This is a genomic window from Pseudomonas sp. TZ252, assembly GCF_056110345.1.
Window position 1 is genome coordinate 3,580,439 of sequence record NZ_CM148566.1, and the last position, 25,834, is coordinate 3,606,272.

Below are 25,834 nucleotides of genomic sequence, written 5' to 3' on the forward strand. Positions count from 1 at the left end.
AGGATTCCTTCAGTTCGCCGCCAGTCCCAGGCGCCGCCTTCCCGCCTCCTCGTCGCCGCCTGCCTGCTCGGTGGCCAGTTGCAGGAGCAGGGCCTGTATCTGCTCCAGCGACGGCGCTCCGGCTTGGCCGAGCAGGCGCCGCAGACCGGCCAGCGATGGGTCTGGCGTTGCCCCGCCAAAATTCAGATGCTGCGGCAGGATTTCTTCCTTGTCGCTGACCAGCAGGGCGAAGTGGACGACGTTTTCCAGCTCGCGGATGTTGCCTGGCCAGGGATAGCTCTCGAGGATCCGCTGGGTTTCCACGCCGATGGCCGGCACCGGCAGGTCCAGGCGCTGGGCATAGACGCCGACGAAGTATTCCGCCAGCGGCAGGATGTCTCCCGGACGTTCGCGCAATGGCGGCAGGCTCAGGCGGCCGTCGTGCAGGTACTGCTGCAGGCCGGCCAGGAACTTGCCGGCGCGCACCGCCTGGTCCAGGTCGACGCTGGTGGCGGTGACCAGGCGCACGTCATGGGGAATCGGCTGCTGCGCACCGACCCGCAGCACCTCGCGTTCCTCCAGCGTCTGTAGCAGCCTGGCCTGCAGCGTCAGCGGCAGGTCGGCGATCTCGTCCAGGTACAGGGTGCCGCCATTGGCCGAACCGAACCAGCCGGCGCGGCTGCCGACCGGGCCGTTATGGGCGCCGGGAGCGTAGCCGAACAGCTCGGCTTCGGCATGGTTGCGACTGAGGGCGCTGCAACTGACCGCAACGAACAGACCGGCGCGTTCGCTGTGGCGGTGGATCTGCCTGGCGAGCAGCTCCTTGCCGGTGCCGGTCTCGCCTTCGATCAGCACCGGCTGGCCCTGTGGCGCGAGGCGCTCGAGTTCTTCGCGGACCCGGTGCGAGCGTGGGTCGAAGAACACCAGGGCCTTGGCGCGGATGCTCAGCGGACTGCGGTCGGCGTCGGGGAAGGTCAGCGGCGCGGGGCGTGGTTTCTCGCTCATGGGTAACTCCTTGGCGGCACGGGGCGCCTCCAGCGCCTGCGCCGTGACGACGGCCGGAACGGCTGCGGGCGGGGGCCGTTGCGGAAAAAGAAACGCCGGTGCAAGCCATGCGACACCGGCGTGAACAAGGGGCGCTGCAACGGCGCCCAGCGTGGGAGTCGGGACGGGCTGGGGTCAGAAGGCCGGGACCACCGCGCCGGCATATTTCTTCTCGATGAAGGCTTTCACTTCCGGGCTGGTCAGCGCGGCGGAAAGCTTCTTCAGGGCGTCGCTGTCCTTGTTGTCCGGACGCGCCACCAGGTAGTTCACATAGGGCGAGTCGCGGTCTTCCAGGACCAGCGCGTCCTTGGCCGGGTTGAGCTTGGCCTCCAGCGCGTAGTTGGTGTTGATCAGGTCCAGGTCGACCTGGTCCAGCACGCGCGGCAACAGGGCCGATTCGAGTTCCTTGAATTTCAGGTTCTTCGGGTTCTCGGCGATGTCCTTGGGCGTGGCCAGGGCGTTGTTCGGATCCTTCAACTTGAGCAGGCCGGCCTTCTGCAACAGCAGCAGGGCGCGCCCGCTGTTGCTGCCTTCGTTGGGAATGGCGACGGTGGCGCCGTCGGGCAACTCGGCCAGCGACTTGTATTTCCTCGAATAACCACCGAAGGGCTCGACGTGTACGCCGACCACGGTGACCAGGTTGGTGCCCTTGCCTTTGTTGAAGTTCTCCAGGTACGGCAGGGTCTGGAAGTAGTTGGCGTCCAGGCGCTTCTCGGCGACCTGCACGTTGGGCTGCACGTAGTCGGTGAACACCTTGATCTGCAGGTCGACGCCTTCCTTCGCCAGGGTCGGCTTGATCAGCTCGAGGATTTCCGCGTGGGGGATCGGCGTGGCGGCGACGAGGAGCTTTTCCGCTGCGTTGGCGGAAACGCTGATGACGGAGGCCAGGGCAGTCAGCAGGAGCAGTTTTTTCATTCTTCGATCCTTGTAGGGCGATGTCCGCCGCTGCGTTCAGGGCGGTGAAGGAGGGGCGCCAACACGCGAGGGGCGGCTTGAAGGGGAGAGTAGCGACTCTTTTTATTCCATAAAAATATTATTTGTTTATTTTTATATTCTATTAATGAATATGAGAGAGCTGAGGCAATTTGTCTCGCGACAACCGACCACAGCAGGACGGTCTAGGCTAACGGGTAAGATTTTCGTACCGAATTGCTCTGCATCAAGGCGGGCGGTCCGGGAATCTGCTTGCGACCCTTCCCGCATTCCTGCCATCCAGGGCTGCGGTCGCTTTCCAATGACAAGAACGATAGCTGAAGGATGTGTTCCAAAACCTTGCGTAGCGTTGCGCGTGAGGAAGCACGGCCGAATCCGCACGTAAGCCGGAAGGGCCGAGAACCTGAAGAGGAGTTGCCATGTTCGGATTGGAGGCTATCGACCTTGCCCGCATCCAGTTCGCGTTCACCGTGTCCTTCCACATCATCTTCCCGGCGATCACCATCGGGTTGGCCAGCTACCTGGCCGTACTGGAAGGCCTCTGGCTGAAAACGAACGAAGAGGTCTACCGCGACCTCTATCATTTCTGGTCGAAGATTTTCGCGGTCAACTTCGGCATGGGCGTGGTGTCCGGGCTGGTCATGGCGTACCAGTTCGGCACCAACTGGAGCCATTTCTCCGACTTCGCCGGGTCCATCACCGGTCCGCTGCTGACCTACGAGGTGCTCACCGCGTTCTTCCTCGAGGCCGGTTTCCTCGGGGTCATGCTGTTCGGCTGGAACCGCGTGGGACCGGGCCTGCATTTCTTCGCCACGGTGATGGTGGCGATCGGCACGCTGATCTCGACGTTCTGGATCCTCGCTTCCAACAGCTGGATGCAGACCCCGCAGGGTTTCGAGATCGTCGACGGCCGGGTGATCCCGGTGGACTGGCTGGCGGTGATCTTCAACCCGTCGTTCCCCTACCGCCTGCTGCACATGTCGGTCGCCGCGTTCCTCGCCACCGCCTTCTTCGTCGGCGCCTCGGCCGCCTGGCACCTGCTGCGCGGGCGCGACAACCCGGCGATCCGCAAGATGCTCTCGATGGCCATGTGGATGGCGCTGATCGTCGCCCCGGTACAGGCGCTGATCGGCGACGCCCATGGCCTCAATACCCTGGAGCACCAGCCGGCGAAGATCGCCGCGATGGAAGGCCACTGGGACAACAGCAGCGGCGAGCCGACCCCGCTGATCCTGTTCGGCTGGCCGGACATGCAGCGCGAGGAAACCCGCTTCAAGGTGGAGATCCCGGTGCTCGGCAGCCTGATCCTCAAGCACAGCCTGACCGAGCCGATCCCGGCGCTGAAGGACTTCCCGCCGGAAGACCGGCCGAACTCCACCGTGGTGTTCTGGTCGTTCCGGATCATGGCCGGCCTCGGCATGCTGATGATCCTGGTCGGCGTCTGGAGCCTGTGGCTGCGCTGGCGCGGCCAGGACAAGCTGTTCAACTCGAAGGCCTTCCTGCGCCTGACCCTGCTGATGGGACCGTCCGGCCTGATCGCGATCCTCGCCGGCTGGTTCACCACCGAGATGGGCCGCCAGCCCTGGGTGGTCTACGGACTGATGCGCACCGCCGACGCCTCCTCGGCGCAGAGCGTGACGCAGATGAGCCTGACCCTGCTGACCTTCGTGGTGGTGTACTTCTCGCTGTTCGGCGTCGGTATCGGCTACATGATGCGCCTGGTGCGCAAGGGCCCGGTCACCCATGAGGGACGCGAGACCAACCCGGGAGGCGCCGGGCAGAAGCGCACGCCGGCACGGCCGTTGTCGGCCGCCGGCGAAGGTTTCGACGAAGAGCACGACGGCCACGCGCAAGCGGCCGACCGCGACCAGGACAAGAGGAACTGAGACATGGGTATCGATCTTCCCCTCATCTGGGCGGTCATCATCATCTTCGGCATCATGATGTACGTGGTGATGGACGGCTTCGACCTGGGCATCGGCATGCTCTATCCGTTCTTCAAGGACAGCGGCGACCGCGATGTGATGATGAACACCGTGGCGCCGGTCTGGGACGGCAACGAGACCTGGCTGGTGCTGGGCGGCGCGGCGTTGTTCGGGGCCTTCCCGCTGGCCTACGCGGTGGTCCTGTCGGCGCTCTACCTGCCGTTGATCTTCATGCTCGTCGGGCTGATCTTCCGCGGCGTCGCCTTCGAGTTCCGCTTCAAGGCCAAGCCGGCCAAGCAGCACATCTGGGACAAGGCGTTCATCGGCGGTTCGCTGGTGGCGACCTTCTTCCAGGGCGTGGCGCTGGGCGCCTTCATCGAAGGCATCCCGGTGGAGAACCGCAGCTTCGCCGGCGGTTCGCTGGACTGGATCGCGCCGTTCCCGCTGTTCTGCGGCCTGGCCCTGATCGTCGCCTACACCCTGCTCGGCTGCACCTGGCTGATCATGAAGACCGAAGGCCGCCTGCAGGAGCGCATGCACGACCTGGCGCGCCCGCTGGCGTTGGTGCTGCTGGCGATCATCGGGGTGGTCAGCCTGTGGACGCCGCTGGCCCATGCCGAGATCGCCGCACGCTGGTTCAGCCTGCCGAACCTGTTCTGGTTCCTGCCGGTGCCGATCCTGGTCCTGGTGACCTTCTATGCGCTGCTGCGCTCGGTGGCCAACAACGACCACGTGAAGCCGTTCGTGCTCACCCTGGTGTTGATCTTCCTCGGCTACAGCGGCCTGGGGATCAGCCTGTGGCCGAACATCATCCCGCCGGCGGTGAGCATCTGGGAGGCCTCGGCGCCGCCGCAGAGCCAGGGCTTCATGCTGGTCGGCGCGCTGTTCATCATTCCCTTCATCCTCGGCTACACCGCCTGGAGCTACTACGTGTTCCGCGGCAAGGTGAAGCACGGCGATGGCTATCACTGAGGAGGCGCCGCATATGGTCCGTACGCCGAGTCATCCCGAACGAGATAGCGCGGCCAAGCCAGCGCTCTGGCGACGCCTGGCCTGGCTGGCGGGTATCTGGACCGCCAGCGTGCTGGCCCTGGGCGTCGCCGCCTGGCTGATGCGCCTGTTCATGAGCGCGGCGGGGCTGGGCGTCCCGCACTGATCGACGATCCCATCCGGGCGCTCCGGCGCCCTTTTCCGAGAGCCCTCCGCTGGAGGGCTTCTTTTTGTCCGCCGATCCGCCAGTGCTCGGTGTTGCGCCCTAGGGCGTCAATCCTCGCGTTCCCGCCTTGCACCATCCAGGCCGGTTCGGCGGATAGCCGCGCTGCGGTTATCCGCCCTACGGGAGCGGCGGATGCGCCCTACTGAAGCCTTGGTAGGGCGAATAACGCCGCAGGCGTTATCCGCCGATTCGCCATTGCTTGGCGTTGCGCCGTGGGGCATCAGTCCTCGCGGCCCCTGATCCGTGCCAGTTGCTCCAGTCGCCCCAGGTAGTCGCGCGGGGTTTCGCCGAGCAGGCGGCGGAACATGCTGCTGAAGGCCCGCGTACTGCCGTAGCCGAGGTCGCGGGCGACCACCTGCACGCTGTCGCCGGCCAGCAGGCGCGGCAGGGCTTCGGTCAGGCGCAGTTGCTGGCGCCACTCATGGAAGCTCATCTGCAGTTCCTGGGCGAACAGCCGCGCCAGGGTGCGCGAGCTGGCGCCGACCCGCAGGCCCCAGTCATCGAGGGTCAGCCCCAGTTCCGGCTGTTTCAGCAATGCCTGGCAGATCGCCTGCAAGCGGCGGTCGCGGGGCATCGGCAGGTACAGCGGCATCCGTTCGAGGTTGGCGATCTCGCTGAGGATCAGCCCTTGCAGGCGCTGGCGGAAGTCGTCCAGGCGCGGCTGGCTCTCGAGGTGGATGGCGCGCAGGATCATTTCCCGCAGCAGCGGCGTCACCGCCAGTACGCAACAGTCGCTTAGCGGTGTCGGTGTTTCGGGTTGCTCGATGAACAGGGTGCGCATGTGCACCTCGCCGGACATGAATATCTCGTGCTCCACCCGGGGCGGAATCCATACCGCGCGGGTAGGCGGGATCACCCAGGCGCCGTGGTGGGTGGCCAGGCGCATCAGGCCGCGAGCGGCGTAGAGGAACTGCGCCTGCGGGTGGAAATGCCGCCCCAGGTGATGGCCGTCGGGGAAGTCGAGGGAGATGGCGGCCAGCAGGCCGTCCGGGCGGTGCTCGATCAGCATGTCCGTTTCGATGACCTCGCTGTCCTGTCTGCGCTTTTCGGTCAACCTATCATGCCCGGGTCATGACGCCCATTCCTCACCGACCATTCAGACTACACGCCATGAACCGACCTCGAACCGTTATCCGCTTCATCAACGCCGCGCATGTCATCGACCACATGTTCATGCTGATCTTCCCCGCCGCCGTGCTCGGCATGGCCGGCAGCTTCGACCTCGACTACGCCGGTCTGATCGGCCTGTCGCTGGGCGGTTTCATCGCCTTCGGCGCCTGTTCGCTGCCGGCCGGCTGGCTGGGCGATACCTGGAGCCGGCGGCGGATGATGCTGTTGTTCTTCTTCGGTATCGGCGCCGCCGCACTGCTCACCGGGCTGGCCGGCAGCGTACCGATGCTGGTGACCGGGCTGACCCTGATCGGGGTATTCGCCGCGATCTACCACCCGGTCGGCACCGCGATGCTGGTGGCACACGCGGAGAACCGCGGCCGCGAGATCGGCATCAACGGCATGTGGGGTAACCTCGGGGTCGCCTTCGCCGCGCTGCTTACCGGCTTTCTCACCGCGCACTTCGGTTGGCGTGCGGCGTTCATCCTGCCCGGCGGGGTGGCCATCCTGCTCGGCATCGGCTTTTTCTTCTGCGTGCGCGAGGAGCCATCGCCGCACCTGTCGGCCAAGGCCGCGGCGCGTGGCGAGGACAGCGAGGGCCTGTCGATGCGCCGGGTGTTCGGCGTGCTGGCGCTGGTCACCGCCACCGGCGGGGTGGTGTTCAACGCCAGCACCGTGACCTACCCGAAGCTGTTCCAGGAGCGCCTGAGCGACTTGCTGGCGTCGCCGCAGACCCTCGGCGTGGTGGTCAGCCTGGCCTATGCCTTCGGCGCGGTAGCGCAACTGATCATGGGCCGCCTGATCGATCGCCTGAACCTGAAGTTGCCGTTCGTCTTCCTCACCTTCTGCCAGGTGCCGCTGCTGCTGGCCCTGGCCTACGGCCACGGCAGCGCAGTGGTGCTGTTCGGCGCGCTGTTCATGTTCGCGGTGTTCGGCCAGGTGACGGTGAACGATGCGATGGTCGCCCACTTCGTCGCGCCGCAGTGGCAGGCGCGGGTCTTCGCCCTGCGCTATTTCCTGTCGTTCGGCGCCAGCGCGGCGGCGATCCCGATGATCGCCTACCTGGAGCCACGGCAGGGGCTGCTGGGGTTGTACCTGGTACTGGCGGGCTTCGCCGCGCTGACCTTCGCCGCGGCGCTGGTGTTTCCGCGTCCGGCGCGCAGCGCCGCGGTGGGCACCTGAGGAAGAGGGCGCCCGGACAGCGCGAGCCGGCCGGGCGCCGATGGCTCAACGCCGTATCAGAGCAGTTCGAGCGCCACGGCGGTGGCTTCGCCGCCGCCGATGCACAGCGAGGCGACGCCGCGCTTGCCGCCTTTCTGGCGCAGGGCGTTGATCAGGGTGAGGATGATCCGCGAGCCGGTGGAACCGACCGGATGGCCCTGGGCGCAGGCGCCGCCATAGACATTGACCTTGGCATGATCGAGGCCGTGTTCGCGCATGGCGAGCATGGTGACCATGGCGAAGGCTTCGTTGATCTCGAACAGGTCGACGTCGTCCTTGCTCCAGCCGGTCCTGGCGAACAGGTTGGTCATCGCGCCGATCGGCGCCAGGGTGAACTCGCTCGGGTCCTGGCTCTGGGTGGCATGGCCGACGATTCGCGCCAGCGGCTTCAGGCCACGGCGCTGGGCTTCCTCGGCGGTCATCAGGACCAGCGCGGAGGCGCCGTCGGAGATCGAGCTGGCATTGGCGGCGGTGATGGTACCGTCCTTGCGGAACGCCGGCCTGAGGCTCGGGATCTTCTCCAGGTTGGCGGTCAGCGGTTGCTCGTCGTCCTTCACCACGCTCTCGCCCTTGCGGCTGGTGACGGTGACCGGGACGATTTCCGCCGCCAGCGAGCCATCGGCGATGGCGGCCTGGGCGCGCTTGAGCGATTCGATGGCATAGGCGTCCATCTCCTCGCGGGTCACGCCGTACTTGTCGGCGGTCTCCTGGGCGAACGAACCCATCAAACGGCCGGTACGGGCGTCCTCCAGGCCGTCGAGGAACATGTGGTCCTTGATCTCGCCGTGGCCCATGCGCAGGCCGCTGCGGGCTTTCTCCAGGACATAGGGCGCGTTGGACATGCTTTCCATGCCACCGGCGACCATCACCTGGTTGGTGCCAGCCTTGAGCAGGTCGTGGGCCAGCATCACCGCCTTCATCCCCGAGCCGCACAGCTTGTTGATGGTGGTGCAGCCGGTGGCGGCGGGCAGGCCGGCCGCCAGCGCGGCCTGGCGGGCCGGGCCCTGCTTCAGGCCGGCGGGCAGGACGCAACCCATGATCACTTCCTGTACGTCCTCGGCGGCGATGCCGGCGCGCTGCACCGCTTCGCGGATCACGACGGCACCCAGGTCGACCGCGGAAACGCCGGCCAGGCTGCCCTGGAAGCCGCCCATGGGAGTACGGGCGCCGGCGACGATGACGATATCGGACATGGAACGTTACCTCTTGTTCTGGATAGGGTCTGAACGATTCAGTGGGCGGATTCTATCTTGTGACCGGGAGGCTCCGAAAGGTCACGGGGCAAATCACTCTTTTGACTGATGAACAAAGCCCGCCGACGGCTCTAGAGTCGGCCTCATCCTGACAACGAACCCGCTCCCAGGTGTACGCCCCATGCTGAAGACCCGTCTCATCCCGGCCGCCGCCGGCGCTTATCAGTATCCGTTGCTGATCAAGAGCCTGATGCTTTCCGGCCGTCGTTACGAAAAGAGTCATGAAATCGTCTACCGCGACCAGGTGCGCTACAGCTACGCCACCTTCAACGAGCGCGTCGCGCGCCTGGCCAACGTACTCAGCGAGGCCGGGGTGAAGGCCGGCGACACGGTGGCGGTGATGGACTGGGACAGCCATCGCTACCTGGAATGCATGTTCGCCATCCCGATGATCGGGGCGGTGCTGCATACCATCAATATCCGCCTCTCCCCGGAGCAGATCCTCTACACCATGAACCACGCCGAGGATCGCTTCGTGCTGGTGAACAGCGAGTTCGTCCCGCTCTACCAGGCGGTGGCGGGGCAGCTGGCCACGGTGGAGCGGACCATCCTGCTCACCGACGGCGCGGAGAAGAGCGCCGAACTGCCCGGCCTGGTCGGCGAATACGAGTCGCTGCTGGCCGCGGCCAGCCCGCGCTACGACTTCCCCGATTTCGACGAGAACTCCATCGCCACCACCTTCTACACCACCGGCACCACCGGCAATCCGAAAGGTGTGTATTTCAGCCACCGGCAACTGGTCCTGCACACCCTGGCGATGGCTTCGACCATCGGCAGCCTGGACAGCATCCGCCTGCTCGGTACCAGCGACGTGTACATGCCGATCACCCCGATGTTCCATGTCCACGCCTGGGGCACTCCGTACGTGGCGACCATGCTCGGGGTCAAGCAGGTCTATCCCGGGCGTTACGATCCGGAACTGCTGGTCGAACTGTGGAAGCGCGAGAAGGTCACCTTCTCCCACTGCGTGCCGACCATCCTGCAGATGGTGATGAACGCCAGGGCTGCCCAGGGCGTGGACTTCAAGGGCTGGAAGGTGATCATCGGCGGGAGCGCGCTGAACCGCTCGCTCTACGAGGCGGCCAAGGCGCGCGGCATCCAGCTGACCGCCGCCTACGGCATGTCGGAGACCTGTCCGCTGATTTCCTGCGCCTACCTCAACGACGAACTGCTGGCCGGAAGCGAGGACGAGCGCACCACCTACCGGATCAAGGCCGGCGTGCCGGTGCCGCTGGTGGATGCGGCGATCATGGACGAACAGGGCCGCTTCCTCCCGGCCGACGGCGAGTCCCAGGGCGAGCTGGTGTTGCGCTCGCCATGGCTGACCCAGGGGTATTTCCGCGAACCCGAGCGCGGCGAGGAGTTGTGGCGCGGCGGCTGGATGCACACCGGCGACGTGGCGACCCTGGACGGCATGGGCTTCATCGAGATCCGCGACCGCATCAAGGACGTGATCAAGACCGGCGGCGAGTGGCTGTCCTCCCTGGAGCTGGAAGACCTGATCAGCCGCCATCCGGCGGTACGCGAAGTGGCGGTGGTCGGGGTGCCCGATCCGCAATGGGGCGAGCGCCCGTTCGTCCTGCTGGTGGTGCGCGAGGGCCAGCAACTGGACGCCCGTGGCCTGAAGGAGCACCTCAAGCCTTTCGTCGAGCAGGGCAACATCAACAAGTGGGCGATCCCCTCGCAGATCGCGGTTGTTACCGATATTCCCAAGACCAGCGTCGGCAAGCTGGACAAGAAGCGCATCCGTATCGAGATCGCCCAGTGGCAGGAAGCCGGCAGCGCCTTCCTGTCGACCGTCTGACGGGGCTTTCCTACACCGCCGAAACGCCCGGAGGCCAAGCAAACGCTTGGTCTCCGCGTTTTCGCGACCGCCCGGTCATTCTCCATCCGCCGCAAAGGCGCGAGCCAGAGTGGTTGCGCCGCGCAAATCACACTTTCGAGGGATCAAGCGGCAGGCAGCGCTAGCTATAGTCCACGCACTCATAACAAAAAACACACATGGAGTAGCGTCGATGACAACCCGTAATCCGTTCTCGCGTCGGGCCCGGTTGCCGTTGGCCGTCAGCCTGGCTTCCTCGCTGGCGGCTCCGGCCTTTGGGGTGACCTTCAACATCGGGGAAATCGAAGGTTCCTTCGACTCGGCGTTGTCGGTCGGGGCCAGCTGGTCGACCGCCAAGCCGAACAAGAACCTGATCGGTGTGAACAACGGCGGCAAGGGACTTTCCCAGACCTCCGACGACAGCCACTTGAACTTCAAGCGTGGGGAAACGTTCTCGAAGGTCTTCAAGGGCATCCATGACCTCGAACTGAAGTACGGCGATACCGGTGTGTTCCTGCGCGGCAAGTACTGGTACGACTTCGAGCTGAAGGACGAGCACCGCGAGTTCAAGGACATCGACGACAGCGGCCGCAAGACCCTGGCCAAGTCCTCCGGCGCCGAACTGCTCGACGCCTTCATCTACCACAACTATGCCATCGGCGACCTGCCGGGCAGCGTGCGCCTGGGCAAGCAGGTGGTGAACTGGGGCGAGAGCACCTTCATCCAGAACGGCATCAGCGCCATCAACCCGATCGACGTCACCGCCTTCCGCCGGCCCGGCTCGGAGATCAAGGAAGGCCTGATCCCGGTGAACATGTTCTACCTGTCGCAGAACCTCACCGACAACCTGTCCGCCGAAGGCTTCTACCAGATCGAGTGGGACCAGACGGTGGTCGACAACTGTGGCACCTTCTTCTCCCAGCCGGACGTGGTGGCCGATGGCTGCGACCAGAACCTGGCGGTGCTGACCAACAACAAGGCGTCCATCAACCTGCTCAACAGCCTGTTGTCCGGAGCAGGTCTGGGAATCACTCCGTCTCCCTGGAACGAAGGGATCGTAGTGCAGCGTGGTCCGGATCGTGACGCTCGTGACAGTGGCCAGTACGGCTTCGCCCTTCGCTACTTCGCCGACGAACTGAACACCGAGTTCGGCGCCTACTACATGAATTACCACAGCCGCCTGCCGATCTTTAGTGGTCAGGGACCGTCCGCCGCGAAGATGGCGGCCATCAACAACTTTGCGACCAATATCGCTGCTATCAGTCCCAGCCTGGCTGCTCAGGCAGCGGCGGCAGCCACTGCGGGCAACTCCAATTACTTCATCGAGTATCCAGAAGACATTCGCATGTTCGGGCTGAGTTTCTCAACCACGCTGCCCAATGGTACCGCCTGGAGCGGTGAGGTCAGCTATCGGCCGAATGCTCCCGTACAACTGAACACCACCGATATTCTCTACTCCGCTCTGGACCCCGTGAATATCGGTGGTAGCCGACCTTATGAGAACGCATCGCTGCTGAACGGTCGGCCGGGTGAGGACATGCATGGCTATCGGCGCAAGGAAATCACCCAACTGCAGACCACCCTGACGCACTTCTTTGACCAGGTCATGGGTGCCGAGCGCTTGACAGTGGTAGGTGAGATCGGCTGGACCCATGTCGGCGGGCTGGAAAGTAGTTCCGTCGTTCGTTACGGGCGTGATCCGTCATTTGGCTCCGGCCCGATGGAGGGAACGTTAAATGGCCTGAGCACTTGTTCAGGCTTAGCCGCAAGTGTGACGGGAAATCCGAACGCCAATAACGTCACTCGCTATTGTGAAAAAGACGGCTACACCACGACCGACGCCTGGGGTTATCGCGCCCGTGCGATCTGGGACTACAACGACGTGTTCATGGGCGTGAACCTCAAGCCCAGCGTGGCCTGGTCGCACGACGTCGATGGCTATTCGCCCGGTCCCGGCGCCAACTTCGAGGAAGGCCGCAAGGCGGTCAGCCTGGGGGTGGACGCGGAGTACCAGAACACCTACACCGCGAGCCTCTCCTACACCAACTTCTTCGACGGCAAGTACACCACCGTGGACGATCGCGACTTCGTCGCGCTCAGCTTCGGCATGAACTTCTGATGTACGCCGGCCCGGTGCGAACCGGGCCGGCGAGCAGGACTTAACGAGGACGACGAGCGAATGAAAACAACGAAGATTCTTCTGCATACCGGTGTACTGGCCCTGAGCCTGCTGGCCACCCAGGTGATGGCGGCGGTATCCGCCGACGAAGCGGCCAAGCTCGGCACCAGCCTGACTCCGTTGGGGGCGGAGAAGGCCGGCAACGCCGACGGCAGCATCCCCGCCTGGGACGGCGGCCTGGCGACCAACGCCGGCAGCGTCGACAGCCGTGGCTTCCTCGCCAACCCCTATGCCAGCGAGCAACCGCTGTTCACCATCACCGCGCAGAACGTCGACCAGTACAAGGACAAGCTGACTCCCGGCCAACTGGCCATGTTCAAGCGCTACCCGGATACCTACAAGATCCCGGTATACAAGACCCACCGCAGCGCCACCGTCCCGGCGGCGGTGCAGGAGGCGGCCAAGCGCAACGCCACCACCACCAAGCTGGTGGAAGGCGGCAACGGCCTGGAGAACTTCGATACCGCCAACCCGTTCCCGATCCCGCAGAACGGCCTGGAGGTGATCTGGAACCACATCACCCGCTATCGCGGCGGCAGCGTCCGGCGCCTGGTGACCCAGGCCACTCCGCAGGTCAACGGCTCCTACCAGCTGGTCTACTTCCAGGATGCCTTCACCTTCCGTACCAACCTGAAGGACTACAACCCGAACAAGCCGAGCAACGTGCTGTTCTACTTCAAGCAGCGGGTCACCGCGCCCTCGCGCCTGGCCGGTAACGTGCTGCTGGTCCACGAGACCCTCAACCAGGTCAAGGAGCCGCGCCTGGCGTGGCTCTACAACGCCGGCCAGCGCCGCGTGCGGCGGGCTCCGCAGGTGTCCTACGACGGTCCTGGCACCGCCGCCGACGGCCTGCGCACCTCGGACAACTTCGACATGTACAACGGTGCGCCGGACCGCTACGACTGGAAGCTGGAAGGCAAGAAGGAAATCTACATTCCCTACAACAGCTACAAGCTCGACGATCCGAAGATCAAGTACAGCGAAATCGTCAAGGCCGGCCACATCAACCAGGATCTGACCCGCTACGAGCTGCACCGCGTCTGGCATGTGGTCGCGACCCTGAAGCCGGGCGAGCGGCACATCTACGCCAAGCGTGACTTCTACATCGACGAGGACACCTGGCAGGCCGCCGAGATCGACCATTACGACGGTCGCGGCACCCTGTGGCGCGTGGCCGAGGCGCATGCCGAGCAGTACTACGACAAGCAGGTGCCCTGGTACGCGGTGGAAACCCTCTACGACCTGCTCTCCGGCCGCTACCTGGCGCTGGGCATGAAGAACGAGGAGAAACAGGCCTACGACTTCAACTACAGCGCTTCGGAAAGCGACTACACCCCGGCGGCGCTGCGCCAGGAAGGGGTACGCTGAGAAACGGCGTTCCTAGCCACGAAGAAACCGGCCTTGTGCCGGTTTCTTCGTTTTCGCGGGCGGCGTGCCGCTCCGGCCGTCAATTCATTACAAAGTGTTTTCCCGCCTCGCCCGCGGATTCCGTCGTCGCCATCCTCCCGGCGGGCACCTGTGTGGCCGGGAAACGTTTGCCGCGCCTGGACCGCGCCGGGAAACCGGTCTTTCCTTGGTTATCGAGCTGAAGCGCCGGTGCGCTATTTCGTCCGAGCCGATGGATAGTGCTTCAAATAGCCATCACTTGTGGTTAGTCTCCGGAGCGTTCACGCCCCATACATAAACCAAGAAACCGGGTGATGACTGACTTCTCGCGCACCTTCTCGGGCACTCCATCCGCCGTCCTGCCGACGGCCAACCGCTTTTTCCGCCCCCCGCTGCCGTCGGCCCATGTGGCGCGCCCGCGTCTTTGCCGTCGACTGCGCGACGGACTGGACGGTCGCCTGCTGCTGATCGCCGCGCCCGCCGGATTCGGCAAGAGTTCCCTGGCCATCGAGTTCTGCGAAAGCCTCGATCCGCGCTGGCAGAGCCTCTGGCTGGGACTGAGCAGCCGCGAGAGCGATCCCGGACGTTTCCTCGAACGCCTGCTCGATGGCTTGCGACAGTACCACCCGACCCTGGGCGAAGAGGCCCTCGGCCTGCTGAAGATGCGCCAGCGTCACCAGCCGTTCGCCTTCGAGACCTGGCTCGACGACCTGCTCGACGAACTCGGCCCCTGCCTGGACCCGCAGCGTCCCCTGCTACTGGTGCTGGACGATTACCACCTGGCCCAGGGCGCGGTGCTCGACCGTTGCCTGCAATTCCTCCTCAATCACCTGCCCGAGGGCCTGGTGCTGCTGGTCACCAGCCGGCAGCGGCCGGACTGGCACCTGGCGCGCCTGCGCCTGTCGCGGCAATTGCTCGAACTCAGCGAACAGGACCTGCGCCTGACCGCTGAGGAGAGCGGGGCGCTGATGGCCGCCAGCGGCCTCGAACTCGACGAGGACGCGCTGGACGCGCTGCTCGAGCGCAGCGAAGGCTGGGTCGCCGGGCTGCGCCTCTGGCTGCTGGCGCGCGGCGATCCAGAGGAGCAGGTCAGCCCCGGGGTACACGGCGCCGACGAACTGATCCGCGACTACCTGCTGGAGGAGGTGATCGAGCGGCAGCCGCCCGAGGTCCAGGCGTTCCTCGCCCAGACCGCGCGCTTCGAGCGCTTCTGCGCCGAGCTCTGCGATACCGTGCGCGAGGCCGGCGACAGCGCGGCGATCCTCGACCACCTGCAGCAGCACCAGGTCTTCCTCGTGCCGCTGGACGAAAACGGCCAGTGGTTCCGCTACCACCACCTGTTCTCCGACCTGCTGCTGGCGCGTCCCTTGCCCGACTTCGGTCCGTCCGCCGGCTCCCTGCACCTGCGCGCCTGCGGCTGGTTCAGCCGCCATGGCCTGCTCGACCAGGCGGTGGAGCAGGCGCTGCGCGCCGGCCAGCCGGACGTGGCGGCGAGCCTGGTGCAGAACCTGTCGGAAGAGCAACTGCTGGCGGAGCAGAACATCGCCACCCTGCTGCGCTGGAAGATGGACCTGCCGGACAGCCTCCTGGCGAGCACGCCGCGCCTGATCCTGCTGTACGGCTGGGCGCTGGCGCTGGCCTGCCAGCTGGATGCCGCGGAAGAGCTGGCCGGCCAACTGGCGCGTTTCCTGCCGGCGCCGGACGAGTCCGCGCAACGCGACCTGCTGGCCCAGTGGCAGGCCCTGAGCGGGGTGATCGCGCGCGGCCGCGGCGACATCGACAAGGCCGAGGCGCACTGCCGCGAGGCCTTGCAGGACCTCGCCGGGGAGCGCTACGGCACCCGCCTGCAATGCCTGTCGACGCTGAGCAACCTGGCGGTGACCCGTGGCGACTTCTGGCAGGCGCGCAACTACAACCGCGACGCCCTGGAGTTCGCCCAGCGCTACGGCAACCCGCTGTTCGAGGCACTGGTCCATTACGACCGCGCCCGCGTCCTCCAGGCGCGCGGCGAGGTGGCGCGCGCCGAGGAGGAGGTGCGCCAGGGCCTGGAACGCCTCCAGCACCTGCCGGCACAACGCCGCTACGCGGTGCGCGGGCGGCTCCTGCTGTACCGCGGCTACCTGCGCAGCCTGGCGCTGCAGCCGGACGAAGCGCGCAAGTGGATCAAGCAGGGAATCGAGGAAACCCGCAGCTGCCGGGATGTCAGCCTGGTGATCGGCTATTGCGTCCTGGCCAGCCTGGAAGGGCGCCTGGGCAACTACGCGGCGGCGTTCGCCCGGCTTGGCGACGTCGAGCGGTTGATGCATGCCTGGGATATCCCGCCGATCTACTACCTGGCGGCGATCACCCTGATCAAGTGCGAACTCTGGCTGGCCCAGGGCCAGACCGAACTGGCCGGCGTCTGGCTACAGCGCCTGGGCGGCACCTACGGCGGGCAGGCGGCCACGCCGCCGGAGTGCAGTCCGCTGCTGCCGCTGCATGTGGAGTTGCTCCAGGCCGGCCTGGAGCGCCGCGAAGGACGCCCGGAGGAAGCCGCCCGGCGCCTGGACCGGCTGGCCCGCTCGACGCGGGAGAACGGCGCGTTGCTGCCGGCTCGCCTGGCCCTCGGCCAACTGGCCGCGCTGCACCTGGAGCAGGGCCGCGAGCGCGAGGCGCTGGCGACCCTGCAACAGGCCATGGAGGGCGCAGTCGGTGGAGCCTTGCTACCGCTCCACGAATTGCTCGTGCAGCAGCCGGAATGGTTGCGCGAACAGTTGCAGCGCTTCCCTGCCTGTCCCGGCGCCCAGCGCATGCGCGCGCTGTTGCCGGAGCCGCCCGCCGAGCCCGCGGGCGGTGCGGGCGAGGTGCTCAGCGGGCGCGAACTGGCGGTGCTGGAGCTGATCGCCCAGGGGTTGTCCAACCAGGAGATCAGCGAGCGGCTGTTCATCTCGCTGCATACGGTGAAGAGCCACGCCCGCCATATCAACGACAAGCTCGGCGTCGAGCGTCGCACCCAGGCGGTGGCGCGGGCCAAGCACATGGGGTTGTTGCGCTAGGCGCGCCACCCCATGTGCCTGGCGTGCTGGCTCAGGGCTTCCAGCGTCGCAGGAGCAGGGCGTTGCCGACCACGCTGACGCTGGAGAAGGCCATCGCCGCGCCCGCCACCATCGGGTTGAGCAGGCCGAAGGCCGCCAGCGGGATGCCGATCACGTTGTAGATGAAGGCCCAGAACAGGTTCTGGCGGATCTTCGCGTAGGTCCGCCGCGAGATGTCCAGCGCCGCCGGCACCAGGCGCGGGTCGCCGCGCATCAGGGTGATGCCGGCGGCGTGCATGGCCACGTCGGTGCCGCCACCCATGGCGATGCCGACGTCGGCGGCGGCCAGCGCCGGGGCGTCGTTGATGCCGTCGCCGACCATCGCCACCACCCGGCCCCGGCCTTTCAGCTCGGCGACCGTGGCGGCCTTGTCCGCCGGCAGCACTTCCGCGTGTACGTCGTCGATGCCCAGGGCCTTGGCCACCACCGCCGCGCTGCCGCGGTTGTCGCCGGTGATCAGGTGGCTGTGGATATCCCGTCCGCGCAGGGCCTCCACCGCTTCGGCGGCGCCGTCCTTGAGGCTGTCGCCGAAGGCGAACAGGCCGAGCACGCGTTTCTCCGGAGCCAGTTCCAGCAGCCAGGACAGGGTGCGGCCCTCGGCCTCCCAGTCCGCGGCGGCACTCGCCAGCGCGCCGGGCTTGAGTTCCTGCTCGTCGAGCAGGCGGCGGTTGCCCAGGGCCAGCCGGCGACCCTCGACCTCGCCCTGGATGCCGCGACCGCTGAGGGCCTGGCTGGCGTTCACCGGCGGAACCTCCAGGTCGCGCTCGGCGCAGCGCTCGAGCACGGCCTTGGCCAGCGGGTGCTCGCTGCCGCGTTGCAGGGCGCCGGCGAGCCTGAGCAGTTGCTCCTGGTCGTCGCCGCCGAGGTGGATGATCTGCGGTCGCCCGGAGGTCAGGGTGCCGGTCTTGTCGAAGGCCACGCTGGTGACCGCATGGGCGACTTCCAGGGACTCGGCGTCCTTGATCAGGATGCCATGGCGCGCGGCCACGCCGGTGCCGGCCATGATCGCGGTCGGGGTGGCAAGGCCGAGGGCGCAGGGGCAGGCGATCACCAGCACTGCCACGGCGTTAACCAGGGCCTGCTCCAGGCCGACCCCGGCGACCAGCCAGGCGCCGAGGGTGACCAGCGCGATGAGGATCACCACCGGGACGAAGACCTGGCTGACCTTGTCCACCAGCTTCTGGATCGGCGCCTTGGCGGCCTGGGCGTCTTCCACCAGGCGGATGATCTTCGCCAGCACCGTTTCCCCGCCGAGCGCAGTGGTGCGCAGGAGCAGGCGGCCTTCGCCGTTGATCGCGCCGCCGGTGACCTTGTCGCCGGGAGCCTTGGGCACCGGCAGGCTCTCGCCGGTGATCAGCGCCTCGTCGGCGTGGCTGCTGCCGTCGAGCACCTCGCCGTCCACCGGGAAGCGTTCGCCGGGACGCACCACCACCTCGTCGCCGAGGCGCAACTCGGCGATCGCCACCTCTTCCTCGCGACCGTCGCGCAGGCGCACCGCGCGCTCCGGGCGCAACGCCTCAAGGGCGCGGATGGCGCTGGCGGTCTGGCGCTTGGCGCGGCTTTCCAGGTACTTGCCGAGGAGGATCAGGGCGATCACCACGGTGGAGGCTTCGAAGTAGAGGTGCGGCATGTGGCCGGGCGGGGCGGTCAGCCAGAGGTAGACGCTGAGGCCGTAGCCGGCGCTGGTGCCGAGGGCGACCAGCAGGTCCATGTTGCCGGCACCGGCCTTCACCGCGCGCCAGGCGGAGACATAGAAGCGCGCGCCGATGACGAACTGCACCGGGGTCGCCAGGAGGAACTGCGCCCACGGCGGCAGCATCCAGTGCAGGCCGGCCCATTCCACCAGCATCGGCAGCACCAGCGGCAACGCCAGCAACAGCGCGGCGATCACCCACCAGCGTTCGCGGCGCAGGCGGCGCTCGGCATCGTCCTGGCGTGGTTGCCCCGCGTCGAGCAGGCGGGCCTTGTAGCCGGCCTGTTCCACCGCCTGTAGCAAGGCCTGGCTGTCCACGGCGCCGAGCAGCTCGAGGTGGGCGCGCTCGCTAGCCAGGTTGACGCTGACCTCGCGTACGCCGGGCACCTTCTTCAGCGCCCGCTCGACCCGGCCGACGCAACTGGCGCAGGTCATGCCCTCGATGGACAGTTCCAGGCTGCGCGCCGGAACCTGGTAGCCGGCCTGCTCGACCGCCGCCACTAGGGCCGGCAGGCTGTCCGCCGGGGCCTGTACGCGGGCCTGCTCGCTGGCCAGGTTGACCGAGGCGGCCGCGACCCCGGGCACTTTCTTCAGGGCTCGTTCGACACGGCCGGCGCAGGACGCGCAAGTCATGCCGCTGACCGGCAGATCGAGCTCGGTTAGCGTGGCGCTGTTCATGAGTCCTCCTTGGAATGGACAGAAGTGGCACCGCAGGCGGCCTGGGAGGCGCCGGTGAGATCTGTCGCCAGGTTCAGCCTTGACATCGTGTCAAGGTCAAGCCCCGGATTCATACAGGAAGGCGGCGCAGGGCGCAGTGGCGGCTTTATGTCGCAGGGGCAGGGGGGAGGGGGAATGGCGCTGGAAAACCGTTGCGGCACGGAAAAGCGGAGGGTTTTCACAGGGGTGGGACCGATAACACTAGACCTCGCGATGGGCTGCGCCAAGGTATTTCGTCGCTTGCGGAAAAAAAACCTGCTGATGACGAAAAGTACTTTTTACCGTCATATTTTTTGCGGTATTTGTGGAACCGTAGACCGCCGAACCCTGCAGCACAGGTGGCGGCCCCGGCCCTCACCTCTGCTGTCAGGCTCTCCCCACCGGAAGAGAGAAGGCGGCTCGCCCCCCGGCGGAGCGCCGACCCGGCATTCCGTCGCCAGGCCCTTAGCAGAAGGTGATCGCGTATGGATGACCACGGACGTTCCCGCCCCACCCAGCCCACCCTGTACGTCCTCGATACCAATGTCCTGATCCACGATCCGAATGCCCTGTTGAACTTCCAGGAACACCGCGTCGCGATCCCGATGACGGTGCTCGAAGAGCTGGACAAGCTGAAGACCGGAAAGCACACCATCGCCGCCGAGTGCCGCCAGGCCATCCGCCTGATCGACCAGGTACTCGGCGAGGCCACGCCCGAGCAGGTAGAGGGAGGGGTACCGATCCAGCGTGGCAAGAACGGCCCCAGCGGCAGCCTGTCGATCCTCATGAGCAAGCGTGCCGAGCCCATCACCTGGCTGCCGGAGCACCTCAACGACAACAAGATCATCAACCAGTTGGTCGAGCTGAAGAGCCGCCACAGCGGCGTGCGCGTGGTGCTGGTGACCAAGGACATCAACATGCGCCTGAAGGCGCGCGCCTGCGGGGTGGACGCGGAGGACTACCACACCGACCAGTTGATCGACGACGTGGCCCTGCTGTCGCGCGGCTACCATTCCCTCGCCGGCTCTTTCTGGGACCGCGTGAGCAAGGTCGAGACCCGCCAGGACCACGGCCGTACCTGGCATCGCGTGCAGCTCACCGACAACCTGCCGGCGGTGCACATCAACGAGTTCATCGTCGACGAACAGGGCTTCGTCGGCTGGATCAAGGGCATCCAGCAGGACGAGCTGACCATCCTCGACCTGCACCAGGAGCCGCTCCTGCACCAGGAAGCCTGGGGCCTGCGGCCACGCGACGTGTACCAGTCGCTGGCGCTGTACGCGCTGCTCGACCCGGACATCCACCTGGTCAACCTGTCCGGTGCCGCCGGTTCCGGCAAGACCATCCTGGCGCTCGCCGCGGCCATCGAGCAGACCATGGTCAGCAAGCGCTACCGGCGCATCATCGCCACCCGCAGCGTGCAGGGCCTGGACGAGGACATCGGCTTCCTGCCCGGCACCGAGGCGGAAAAGATGGAGCCCTGGCTCGGCGCCATCACCGACAACCTCGAAGCGCTGCACATGGACGACGAATGCACCCATGGCAGCGTCGACTACATCCTCAGCAAGGTGCCGTTGCAGTTCAAGTCGCTGAACTACATCCGCGGGCGCAGCTTCCAGCAGAGCCTGATCCTCATCGACGAATGCCAGAACCTCACGCCGCACCAGATGAAGACCATCATCACCCGCGCCGGCAGCGGTTCGAAGGTGATCTGCCTGGGCAACCTGGCGCAGATCGACACGCCCTACCTGTCCGCCACCAGCTCCGGCCTGACCTACCTCACCGAACGCTTCAAGGACTTCCCCCACGGCGTGCACGTGACCCTGCAAGGGGTGCCGCGCTCGGTGCTGGCGGAGTACGCCGAGGCGCACATGTGAAGTAGCCGGCGGCAATCGCCGGCCGATATCCCGCCCGGTTGAAAAAGCCGGGCGGGATATACATCCTGCCAGGCCCGGTCCGGGGACCGGGCCCGCATCGTTACCCGATCGGGATGAGGCGCCTTGCGCCGGCCTGCCCTACCTCTTTATGTATACAATCATCCCCCTTCCGAACCTCCCCCAGGCATCGCGTCATGCCCTCCAGGGCTTACAATGACTGGCCAGTATCCTCTTCCAGGAGCACCCACGTGCTGACCCATCTCGATTCCCAGGGCCGCGCCAACATGGTCGACGTCACGGAAAAGGCCGTGACCTCCCGTGAAGCCACGGCCGAGGCCGTGGTGCGCATGCGCCCGGAAACCCTGCAACTGATCCAGGACGGCGGCCATCCCAAGGGCGACGTCTTCGCCGTGGCGCGGATCGCCGGCATCCAGGCGGCCAAGCGCACCCACGAACTGATCCCGCTGTGCCATCCGCTGCTGCTCACCAGCGTCAAGCTCGAACTGCAGGCCGAGGCGCCGGACGCCGTGCGCATCCGCGCGCGTTGCCGGCTGGCCGGGCAGACCGGCGTGGAGATGGAGGCGCTCACCGCCGCCAGCGTCGCGGCCCTGACCATCTACGACATGTGCAAGGCGGTGGACCGCGGGATGGTCATCGAGCAGGTCCAGTTGCTGGAGAAGCTCGGCGGCAAGAGCGGCCACTACCGCAAAGAGGAGGAAGGGCAGGCATGATCCGCGTGCAGTATTTCGCCCGTTACCGCGAAGCCCTCGGCATCGACGGCGAGCAGTTGAACTGGGACGCCGGGCTGGCGACCCTCGGCGCCTTGCGCCAGCTCCTGGTGGAGCGCGGCGGGGCCTGGGAGCGTACCCTCGGCGAGCAGAACCTGATGTGTGCGCGCAATCAGGAACTGTGCGGCCTCGACGAGCCGTTGCAGGACGGCGACGAAGTCGCCTTCTTCCCCACCGTCACCGGAGGTTGAACCCATGGCCATCCGCGTCCAGCAGGCAGCTTTCGATCCGGGGCAGGAGCTTAACGCCCTGCATGCGCAGAACGTCGGCATCGGCGCGGTGGTCGGCTTCGTCGGCTACGTGCGCGACTTCAACGACGGTCGCGAGGTCGGCGGGATGTTCCTCGAACATTATCCGGGCATGACCGAGAAGGCCCTCGGCAAGATCGCCGCCGAGGCCGGGCAGCGCTGGCCGCTGCTGCGCCTGGAGATCCTCCACCGCATCGGCCGCCTGGAGCCGGGCGAGCCGATCGTCTTCGTCGGTTGCGCCAGCGCCCACCGGCAGGCGGCGTTCGACGCCTGCAACTTCGTCATGGACTACCTGAAGACCCGCGCGCCGTTCTGGAAGAAGGAAGACACCGCCGAAGGCCCGCGCTGGGTCGAAGGCCGCTGCAGCGACCAGGCCGCCGCGCAGCGCTGGGAGGAGTGACGTCTACCTCCTCGCGCCGCCGGCTTACCTCTTCGGAGGAATAGCCAGCCGGGGGCCCGCGGTTCAGGCTGAGGCATCGCCCGTTCCTAGGACCCCTTCCATGAGCCACCTGGCCACCTCCACCTTCCAGCCGCTGAACATCGCCATCCTCACCGTCAGCGACACCCGTACCCTGGAAACCGATACTTCCGGCCAGACCCTCGCCGACGCGCTGCTGGCCGCCGGTCATCGCCTGCACCAGCGGAGCCTGAAGACCGATGACATCTACCAGATCCGCGCGGTGGTCTCGGCCTGGATCGCCGACCCCGAGGTACAGGTCGGCCTGATCACCGGCGGCACCGGTTTCACCGCGCGGGACAACACCCCGCAGGCGGTCGGGCCGCTGTTCGAGCGCTATGTCGAGGGCTTCGGCGAACTGTTCCGCCAGGTCTCGCAGCGCGAGATCGGCACTTCCACCATCCAGTCGCGGGCGCTGGCTGGGCTCAGCAACGGTACCCTGGTGTGCTGCCTGCCCGGCTCGCCGGGCGCCTGTCGTACCGCCTGGAACGAGATTCTCCTGGCGCAACTGGACAGCCGCACCCGCCCGTGCAATTTCGTCCCGCACCTGAAGACCCCGCCAGCCGTGGCGCCGGTGGCCGGCTGCGGGTGCCGCTCGTGAGCGCTTGCGCCTGCGATGGCGGCCAACTGCGCCCGCTCGACGAGGCGCTGGCCGAACTGCTGGCGCGCGCGCCGCGCCCGCCAGCCTGCGAGAGCCTGGCCCTGGAGCGGGCGCTGGGACGAGTGCTCGGCGAGGACCTGCTGGCGCCGATGGACCTGCCGCATTGGGACAACAGCGCGATGGACGGCTACGCCTTGTGCTCCGCCGACCTGCCGCGCAGCGGCGGCAGCCTGACGGTCGGCGCGCGGATCGCCGCCGGCGACACCCGCGGCATGAGCCTGCCGCTGGGCCAGGCGGCGCGGATCTTCACCGGCGCGCCGCTGCCGACCGGCGCCGACTGCGTGGTGCCGCAGGAACTCTGCGTGGTCGACGGCGAGCGCGTGCAGTTGCCGCCGGTGAGCGCCGGCCAGCATGTGCGCCGGCGCGGCGAGGAGTTGCGTCGCGGCGCGCCGGTGCTGCGTGCCGGACAGCGCTTGCGCCCGCAGGAACTCGGCCTGCTGGCGAGTCTCGGCGTCGCCACGGTCTCGGTGCGTCGGCGCTTGCGCATCGGCCTGCTGAGCAGCGGCGACGAATTGCGCGAGCCCGGCCAGACACTGTTGGCCGGGCAGATCTACAACGCCAACCGTTACTGCATCGGCGCCTTGCTGCGCGGTCTCGGCTTCGAGGTGCACGACGAGGAAGTGCTGGCCGACGAACTGGTGGCCAGCCGCGATGCGCTCAGCCTGGCGGCCTCCGAATGGGACGCGCTGGTCACCAGCGGCGGTGTCTCGGTAGGCGAGGAAGACCACCTCAAGCGCGCCATCGCCGAGCTTGGCGAGGTCAACCTGTGGCGCCTGGCGATCCAGCCGGGCAAGCCGTTCGCCTTCGGCTCCGTGGCCGGCAAGCCCTGGCTGGGGCTGCCCGGCAACCCTGCGGCGGCGCTGGTCACCGCATTACTGGTGGCGCGTCCGTTCCTGCTTCGCCAGCAGGGACTGTTCGACGTAGTGCCGCGGCCGCTGGCGTTGCCGGCGGCCTTCGACTGGCCGCAACCGCGGGCGCGTCGCCAGTACCTGCGGGCGCGGCTCGATGAACGGGGGCGGGTGGAAATCCACCCGCAGCAGGGCTCGGCGATGCTGCTTGCCGCCAGTTGGGCGGACGGGCTGGCGGTGATCGAGCGCGGCGCCACCCTGGGCGTGGGTGATGCGATCGACTTTCTGCCGTTCTCCGCACTGATGGCCTGAGGCCTTCTTGATCCCGGTCAAGCGCCGACCGGGAGCGTCTTTCTAGAGTGTGGCGCCTGTGCCCCGGGGTTGCCCACTGCCGCGGAGCGCGTTTTTCGCCAGAGGAGCAACCCCATGCAACTGGTCTGTCCGGCGGGCAGCCTGCCCGCCTTGAAGTCGGCCCTGCGACAGGGCGCCGATGCCATCTACGTCGGTTTCCGCGACGACACCAACGCCCGCCATTTCGCCGGCCTCAACCTTGACGAACGCCAGTTGCAGGAAGGCCTGCGGCGAGTCCACGAGGCCGGGCGGCAGCTCTACGTAGCGGTCAACACCTATTCCAGCGCGCAGGGCTGGGAGCGCTGGCAGCGCGCGGTGGACCAGGCCGCCGACCTCGGCGTCGATGCGTTGATCGCCGCCGACGTGGCGGTGCTCGGCTATGCCGCGAAGCGTCATCCGCGGCTCAACCTGCATCTGTCGGTGCAGGGCTCGGCAACCAATGCCGCGGCCCTGGCCCTCTATCACGAACGCTACGGCATCCGTCGCGCGGTCCTGCCCCGCGTGCTATCGCTGGCGCAGGTACGCCAGGTGGCGGCCGGTAGCCCGGTGCCGGTGGAGGTGTTCGCCTTCGGCAGCCTGTGCATCATGGCCGAGGGCCGCTGCCACCTGTCCTCCTACGTCACCGGCGAGTCGCCGAACCTCTGCGGCGTCTGTTCGCCGGCCAGGGCGGTGCGCTGGAGCGAGGAACCGGAGGGGTTGACCTCGCGCCTCAACGAAGTGCTCATCGACCGCTACGCCGCCGGCGAGGCGGCCGGCTACCCGACCCTCTGCAAGGGCCGTTTCCTGGTCAATGGCCAGCGCTTCCATGCGCTGGAGGAACCGACCAGCCTGAACACCCTGGACCTGGTCCCGCAACTGGCGGAAATCGGCGTGGCGGCGGTGAAGATCGAAGGCCGCCAGCGCAGCCCGGCCTACGTCGAGCAGGTCACCCGGGTCTGGCGCCAGGCGCTGGACAGCTACGCCAGCGCGCCGGGCGCCTATAGCGTGCAGCCGCAATGGCAGCGCGCGCTGGCCGGACTTTCCGAAGGGCACCAGACCACCCTGGGCGCCTATCACCGTTCCTGGCAGTGAGG

At 66.9% G+C, this 25,834-nt stretch carries 20 protein-coding genes; 15 read left to right on the forward strand and 5 right to left on the reverse strand.

Going from position 1 to position 25,834, the window contains the following annotated elements; genetic code table 11:
* Positions 1–9: 9 nt before the first annotated feature.
* Positions 10–984 carry a sigma 54-interacting transcriptional regulator gene (locus tag ACYAF3_RS16590; RefSeq protein ID WP_003118274.1) on the reverse strand — a complete coding sequence of 325 codons (975 nt, stop codon included), beginning with the start codon at positions 982–984 and terminating at the stop codon, positions 10–12.
* Between the two features lie 174 nt (positions 985–1,158).
* Complete coding sequence (locus tag ACYAF3_RS16595; protein ID WP_003118275.1) at positions 1,159–1,938, reverse strand: MetQ/NlpA family ABC transporter substrate-binding protein; 780 nt, start codon at positions 1,936–1,938, stop codon at positions 1,159–1,161.
* 437 nt (positions 1,939–2,375) lie between these two features.
* Between ACYAF3_RS16595 and cioA the strand changes: the two genes are divergently transcribed.
* Genes cioA through ACYAF3_RS16610 form a run of 3 tightly spaced genes read left to right on the forward strand, consistent with a single transcriptional unit; the run spans position 2,376 to position 5,037 of the window.
* A complete protein-coding gene (gene cioA / locus ACYAF3_RS16600) occupies positions 2,376–3,842 on the forward strand; it encodes a cyanide-insensitive cytochrome bd quinol oxidase subunit I (protein WP_003103027.1) in 1,467 nt (488 codons plus the stop codon).
* A gap of 3 nt (positions 3,843–3,845) precedes the next feature.
* Entirely contained in the window at positions 3,846–4,853 is a 1,008-nt protein-coding gene (gene cioB / locus ACYAF3_RS16605; RefSeq protein WP_003093053.1) for a cyanide-insensitive cytochrome bd quinol oxidase subunit II, read from the forward strand.
* A gap of 13 nt (positions 4,854–4,866) precedes the next feature.
* Positions 4,867–5,037: a DUF2474 domain-containing protein gene (locus ACYAF3_RS16610; RefSeq protein WP_003103026.1), complete on the forward strand. Its 171-nt coding sequence runs from the start codon at positions 4,867–4,869 to the stop codon at positions 5,035–5,037.
* 280 nt (positions 5,038–5,317) lie between these two features.
* On the opposite strand, the gene ACYAF3_RS16615 is transcribed toward ACYAF3_RS16610, so the two are convergent.
* Positions 5,318–6,106, reverse strand: coding sequence for an AraC family transcriptional regulator (locus ACYAF3_RS16615; RefSeq protein ID WP_003119237.1), 789 nt, complete (start codon positions 6,104–6,106; stop codon positions 5,318–5,320).
* A gap of 101 nt (positions 6,107–6,207) precedes the next feature.
* On the opposite strand from ACYAF3_RS16615, the gene ACYAF3_RS16620 reads away from it, so the two are divergent.
* On the forward strand, positions 6,208–7,389 hold the full coding sequence (locus ACYAF3_RS16620) for an MFS transporter (protein ID WP_003093049.1): 1,182 nt from the start codon (positions 6,208–6,210) through the stop codon (positions 7,387–7,389).
* Between the two features lie 56 nt (positions 7,390–7,445).
* Here the strand turns inward: ACYAF3_RS16620 and ACYAF3_RS16625 are convergent, their stop codons facing one another.
* Positions 7,446–8,621: an acetyl-CoA C-acyltransferase gene (locus ACYAF3_RS16625; protein ID WP_003118278.1), complete on the reverse strand. Its 1,176-nt coding sequence runs from the start codon at positions 8,619–8,621 to the stop codon at positions 7,446–7,448.
* Positions 8,622–8,802: 181 nt separating this feature from the next.
* On the opposite strand from ACYAF3_RS16625, the gene ACYAF3_RS16630 reads away from it, so the two are divergent.
* From ACYAF3_RS16630 to ACYAF3_RS16645, 4 genes are all read left to right on the forward strand, one after another.
* Complete coding sequence (locus ACYAF3_RS16630; RefSeq protein WP_121377822.1) at positions 8,803–10,485, forward strand: fatty acid--CoA ligase; 1,683 nt, start codon at positions 8,803–8,805, stop codon at positions 10,483–10,485.
* A gap of 211 nt (positions 10,486–10,696) precedes the next feature.
* Positions 10,697–12,622, forward strand: coding sequence for a DUF1302 domain-containing protein (locus ACYAF3_RS16635; protein ID WP_015649519.1), 1,926 nt, complete (start codon positions 10,697–10,699; stop codon positions 12,620–12,622).
* Positions 12,623–12,682: 60 nt separating this feature from the next.
* Positions 12,683–14,050, forward strand: coding sequence for a DUF1329 domain-containing protein (locus ACYAF3_RS16640; protein WP_003103009.1), 1,368 nt, complete (start codon positions 12,683–12,685; stop codon positions 14,048–14,050).
* A 332-nt stretch (positions 14,051–14,382) separates the two neighbouring features.
* The gene (locus tag ACYAF3_RS16645) at positions 14,383–17,103 is read left to right on the forward strand and encodes a winged helix-turn-helix domain-containing protein (RefSeq protein ID WP_017002544.1); all 2,721 of its coding nucleotides are present in this window, start codon (positions 14,383–14,385) and stop codon (positions 17,101–17,103) included.
* A gap of 31 nt (positions 17,104–17,134) precedes the next feature.
* On the opposite strand, the gene copA1 is transcribed toward ACYAF3_RS16645, so the two are convergent.
* Positions 17,135–19,513 carry a copper-translocating P-type ATPase CopA1 gene (copA1, locus tag ACYAF3_RS16650; RefSeq protein WP_003093042.1) on the reverse strand — a complete coding sequence of 793 codons (2,379 nt, stop codon included), beginning with the start codon at positions 19,511–19,513 and terminating at the stop codon, positions 17,135–17,137.
* Positions 19,514–20,016: 503 nt separating this feature from the next.
* On the opposite strand from copA1, the gene ACYAF3_RS16655 reads away from it, so the two are divergent.
* From ACYAF3_RS16655 to ubiU, 7 genes are all read left to right on the forward strand, one after another.
* The gene (locus ACYAF3_RS16655) at positions 20,017–21,408 is read left to right on the forward strand and encodes a PhoH family protein (protein ID WP_003093038.1); all 1,392 of its coding nucleotides are present in this window, start codon (positions 20,017–20,019) and stop codon (positions 21,406–21,408) included.
* A gap of 248 nt (positions 21,409–21,656) precedes the next feature.
* Positions 21,657–22,139 (forward strand): cyclic pyranopterin monophosphate synthase MoaC, encoded by a 483-nt coding sequence (gene moaC, locus ACYAF3_RS16660; protein WP_003093030.1) that lies wholly within the window; start codon positions 21,657–21,659, stop codon positions 22,137–22,139.
* Entirely contained in the window at positions 22,136–22,387 is a 252-nt protein-coding gene (moaD, locus tag ACYAF3_RS16665; RefSeq protein WP_003093027.1) for a molybdopterin converting factor subunit 1, read from the forward strand. The genes moaC and moaD overlap by 4 nt, the downstream gene beginning before the upstream one ends.
* Positions 22,388–22,391: 4 nt before the next feature.
* Complete coding sequence (gene moaE, locus ACYAF3_RS16670; RefSeq protein WP_003093025.1) at positions 22,392–22,844, forward strand: molybdopterin synthase catalytic subunit MoaE; 453 nt, start codon at positions 22,392–22,394, stop codon at positions 22,842–22,844.
* A 100-nt stretch (positions 22,845–22,944) separates the two neighbouring features.
* A complete protein-coding gene (gene moaB, locus ACYAF3_RS16675; protein ID WP_003107542.1) occupies positions 22,945–23,502 on the forward strand; it encodes a molybdenum cofactor biosynthesis protein B in 558 nt (185 codons plus the stop codon).
* Entirely contained in the window at positions 23,499–24,722 is a 1,224-nt protein-coding gene (locus ACYAF3_RS16680; protein ID WP_003114306.1) for a molybdopterin molybdotransferase MoeA, read from the forward strand. Before moaB ends, ACYAF3_RS16680 begins: the two co-directional genes overlap by 4 nt.
* A 114-nt stretch (positions 24,723–24,836) precedes the next feature.
* A complete protein-coding gene (gene ubiU / locus ACYAF3_RS16685) occupies positions 24,837–25,832 on the forward strand; it encodes a ubiquinone anaerobic biosynthesis protein UbiU (protein WP_003093020.1) in 996 nt (331 codons plus the stop codon).
* The last annotated feature ends 2 nt before the right edge of the window (positions 25,833–25,834 follow it).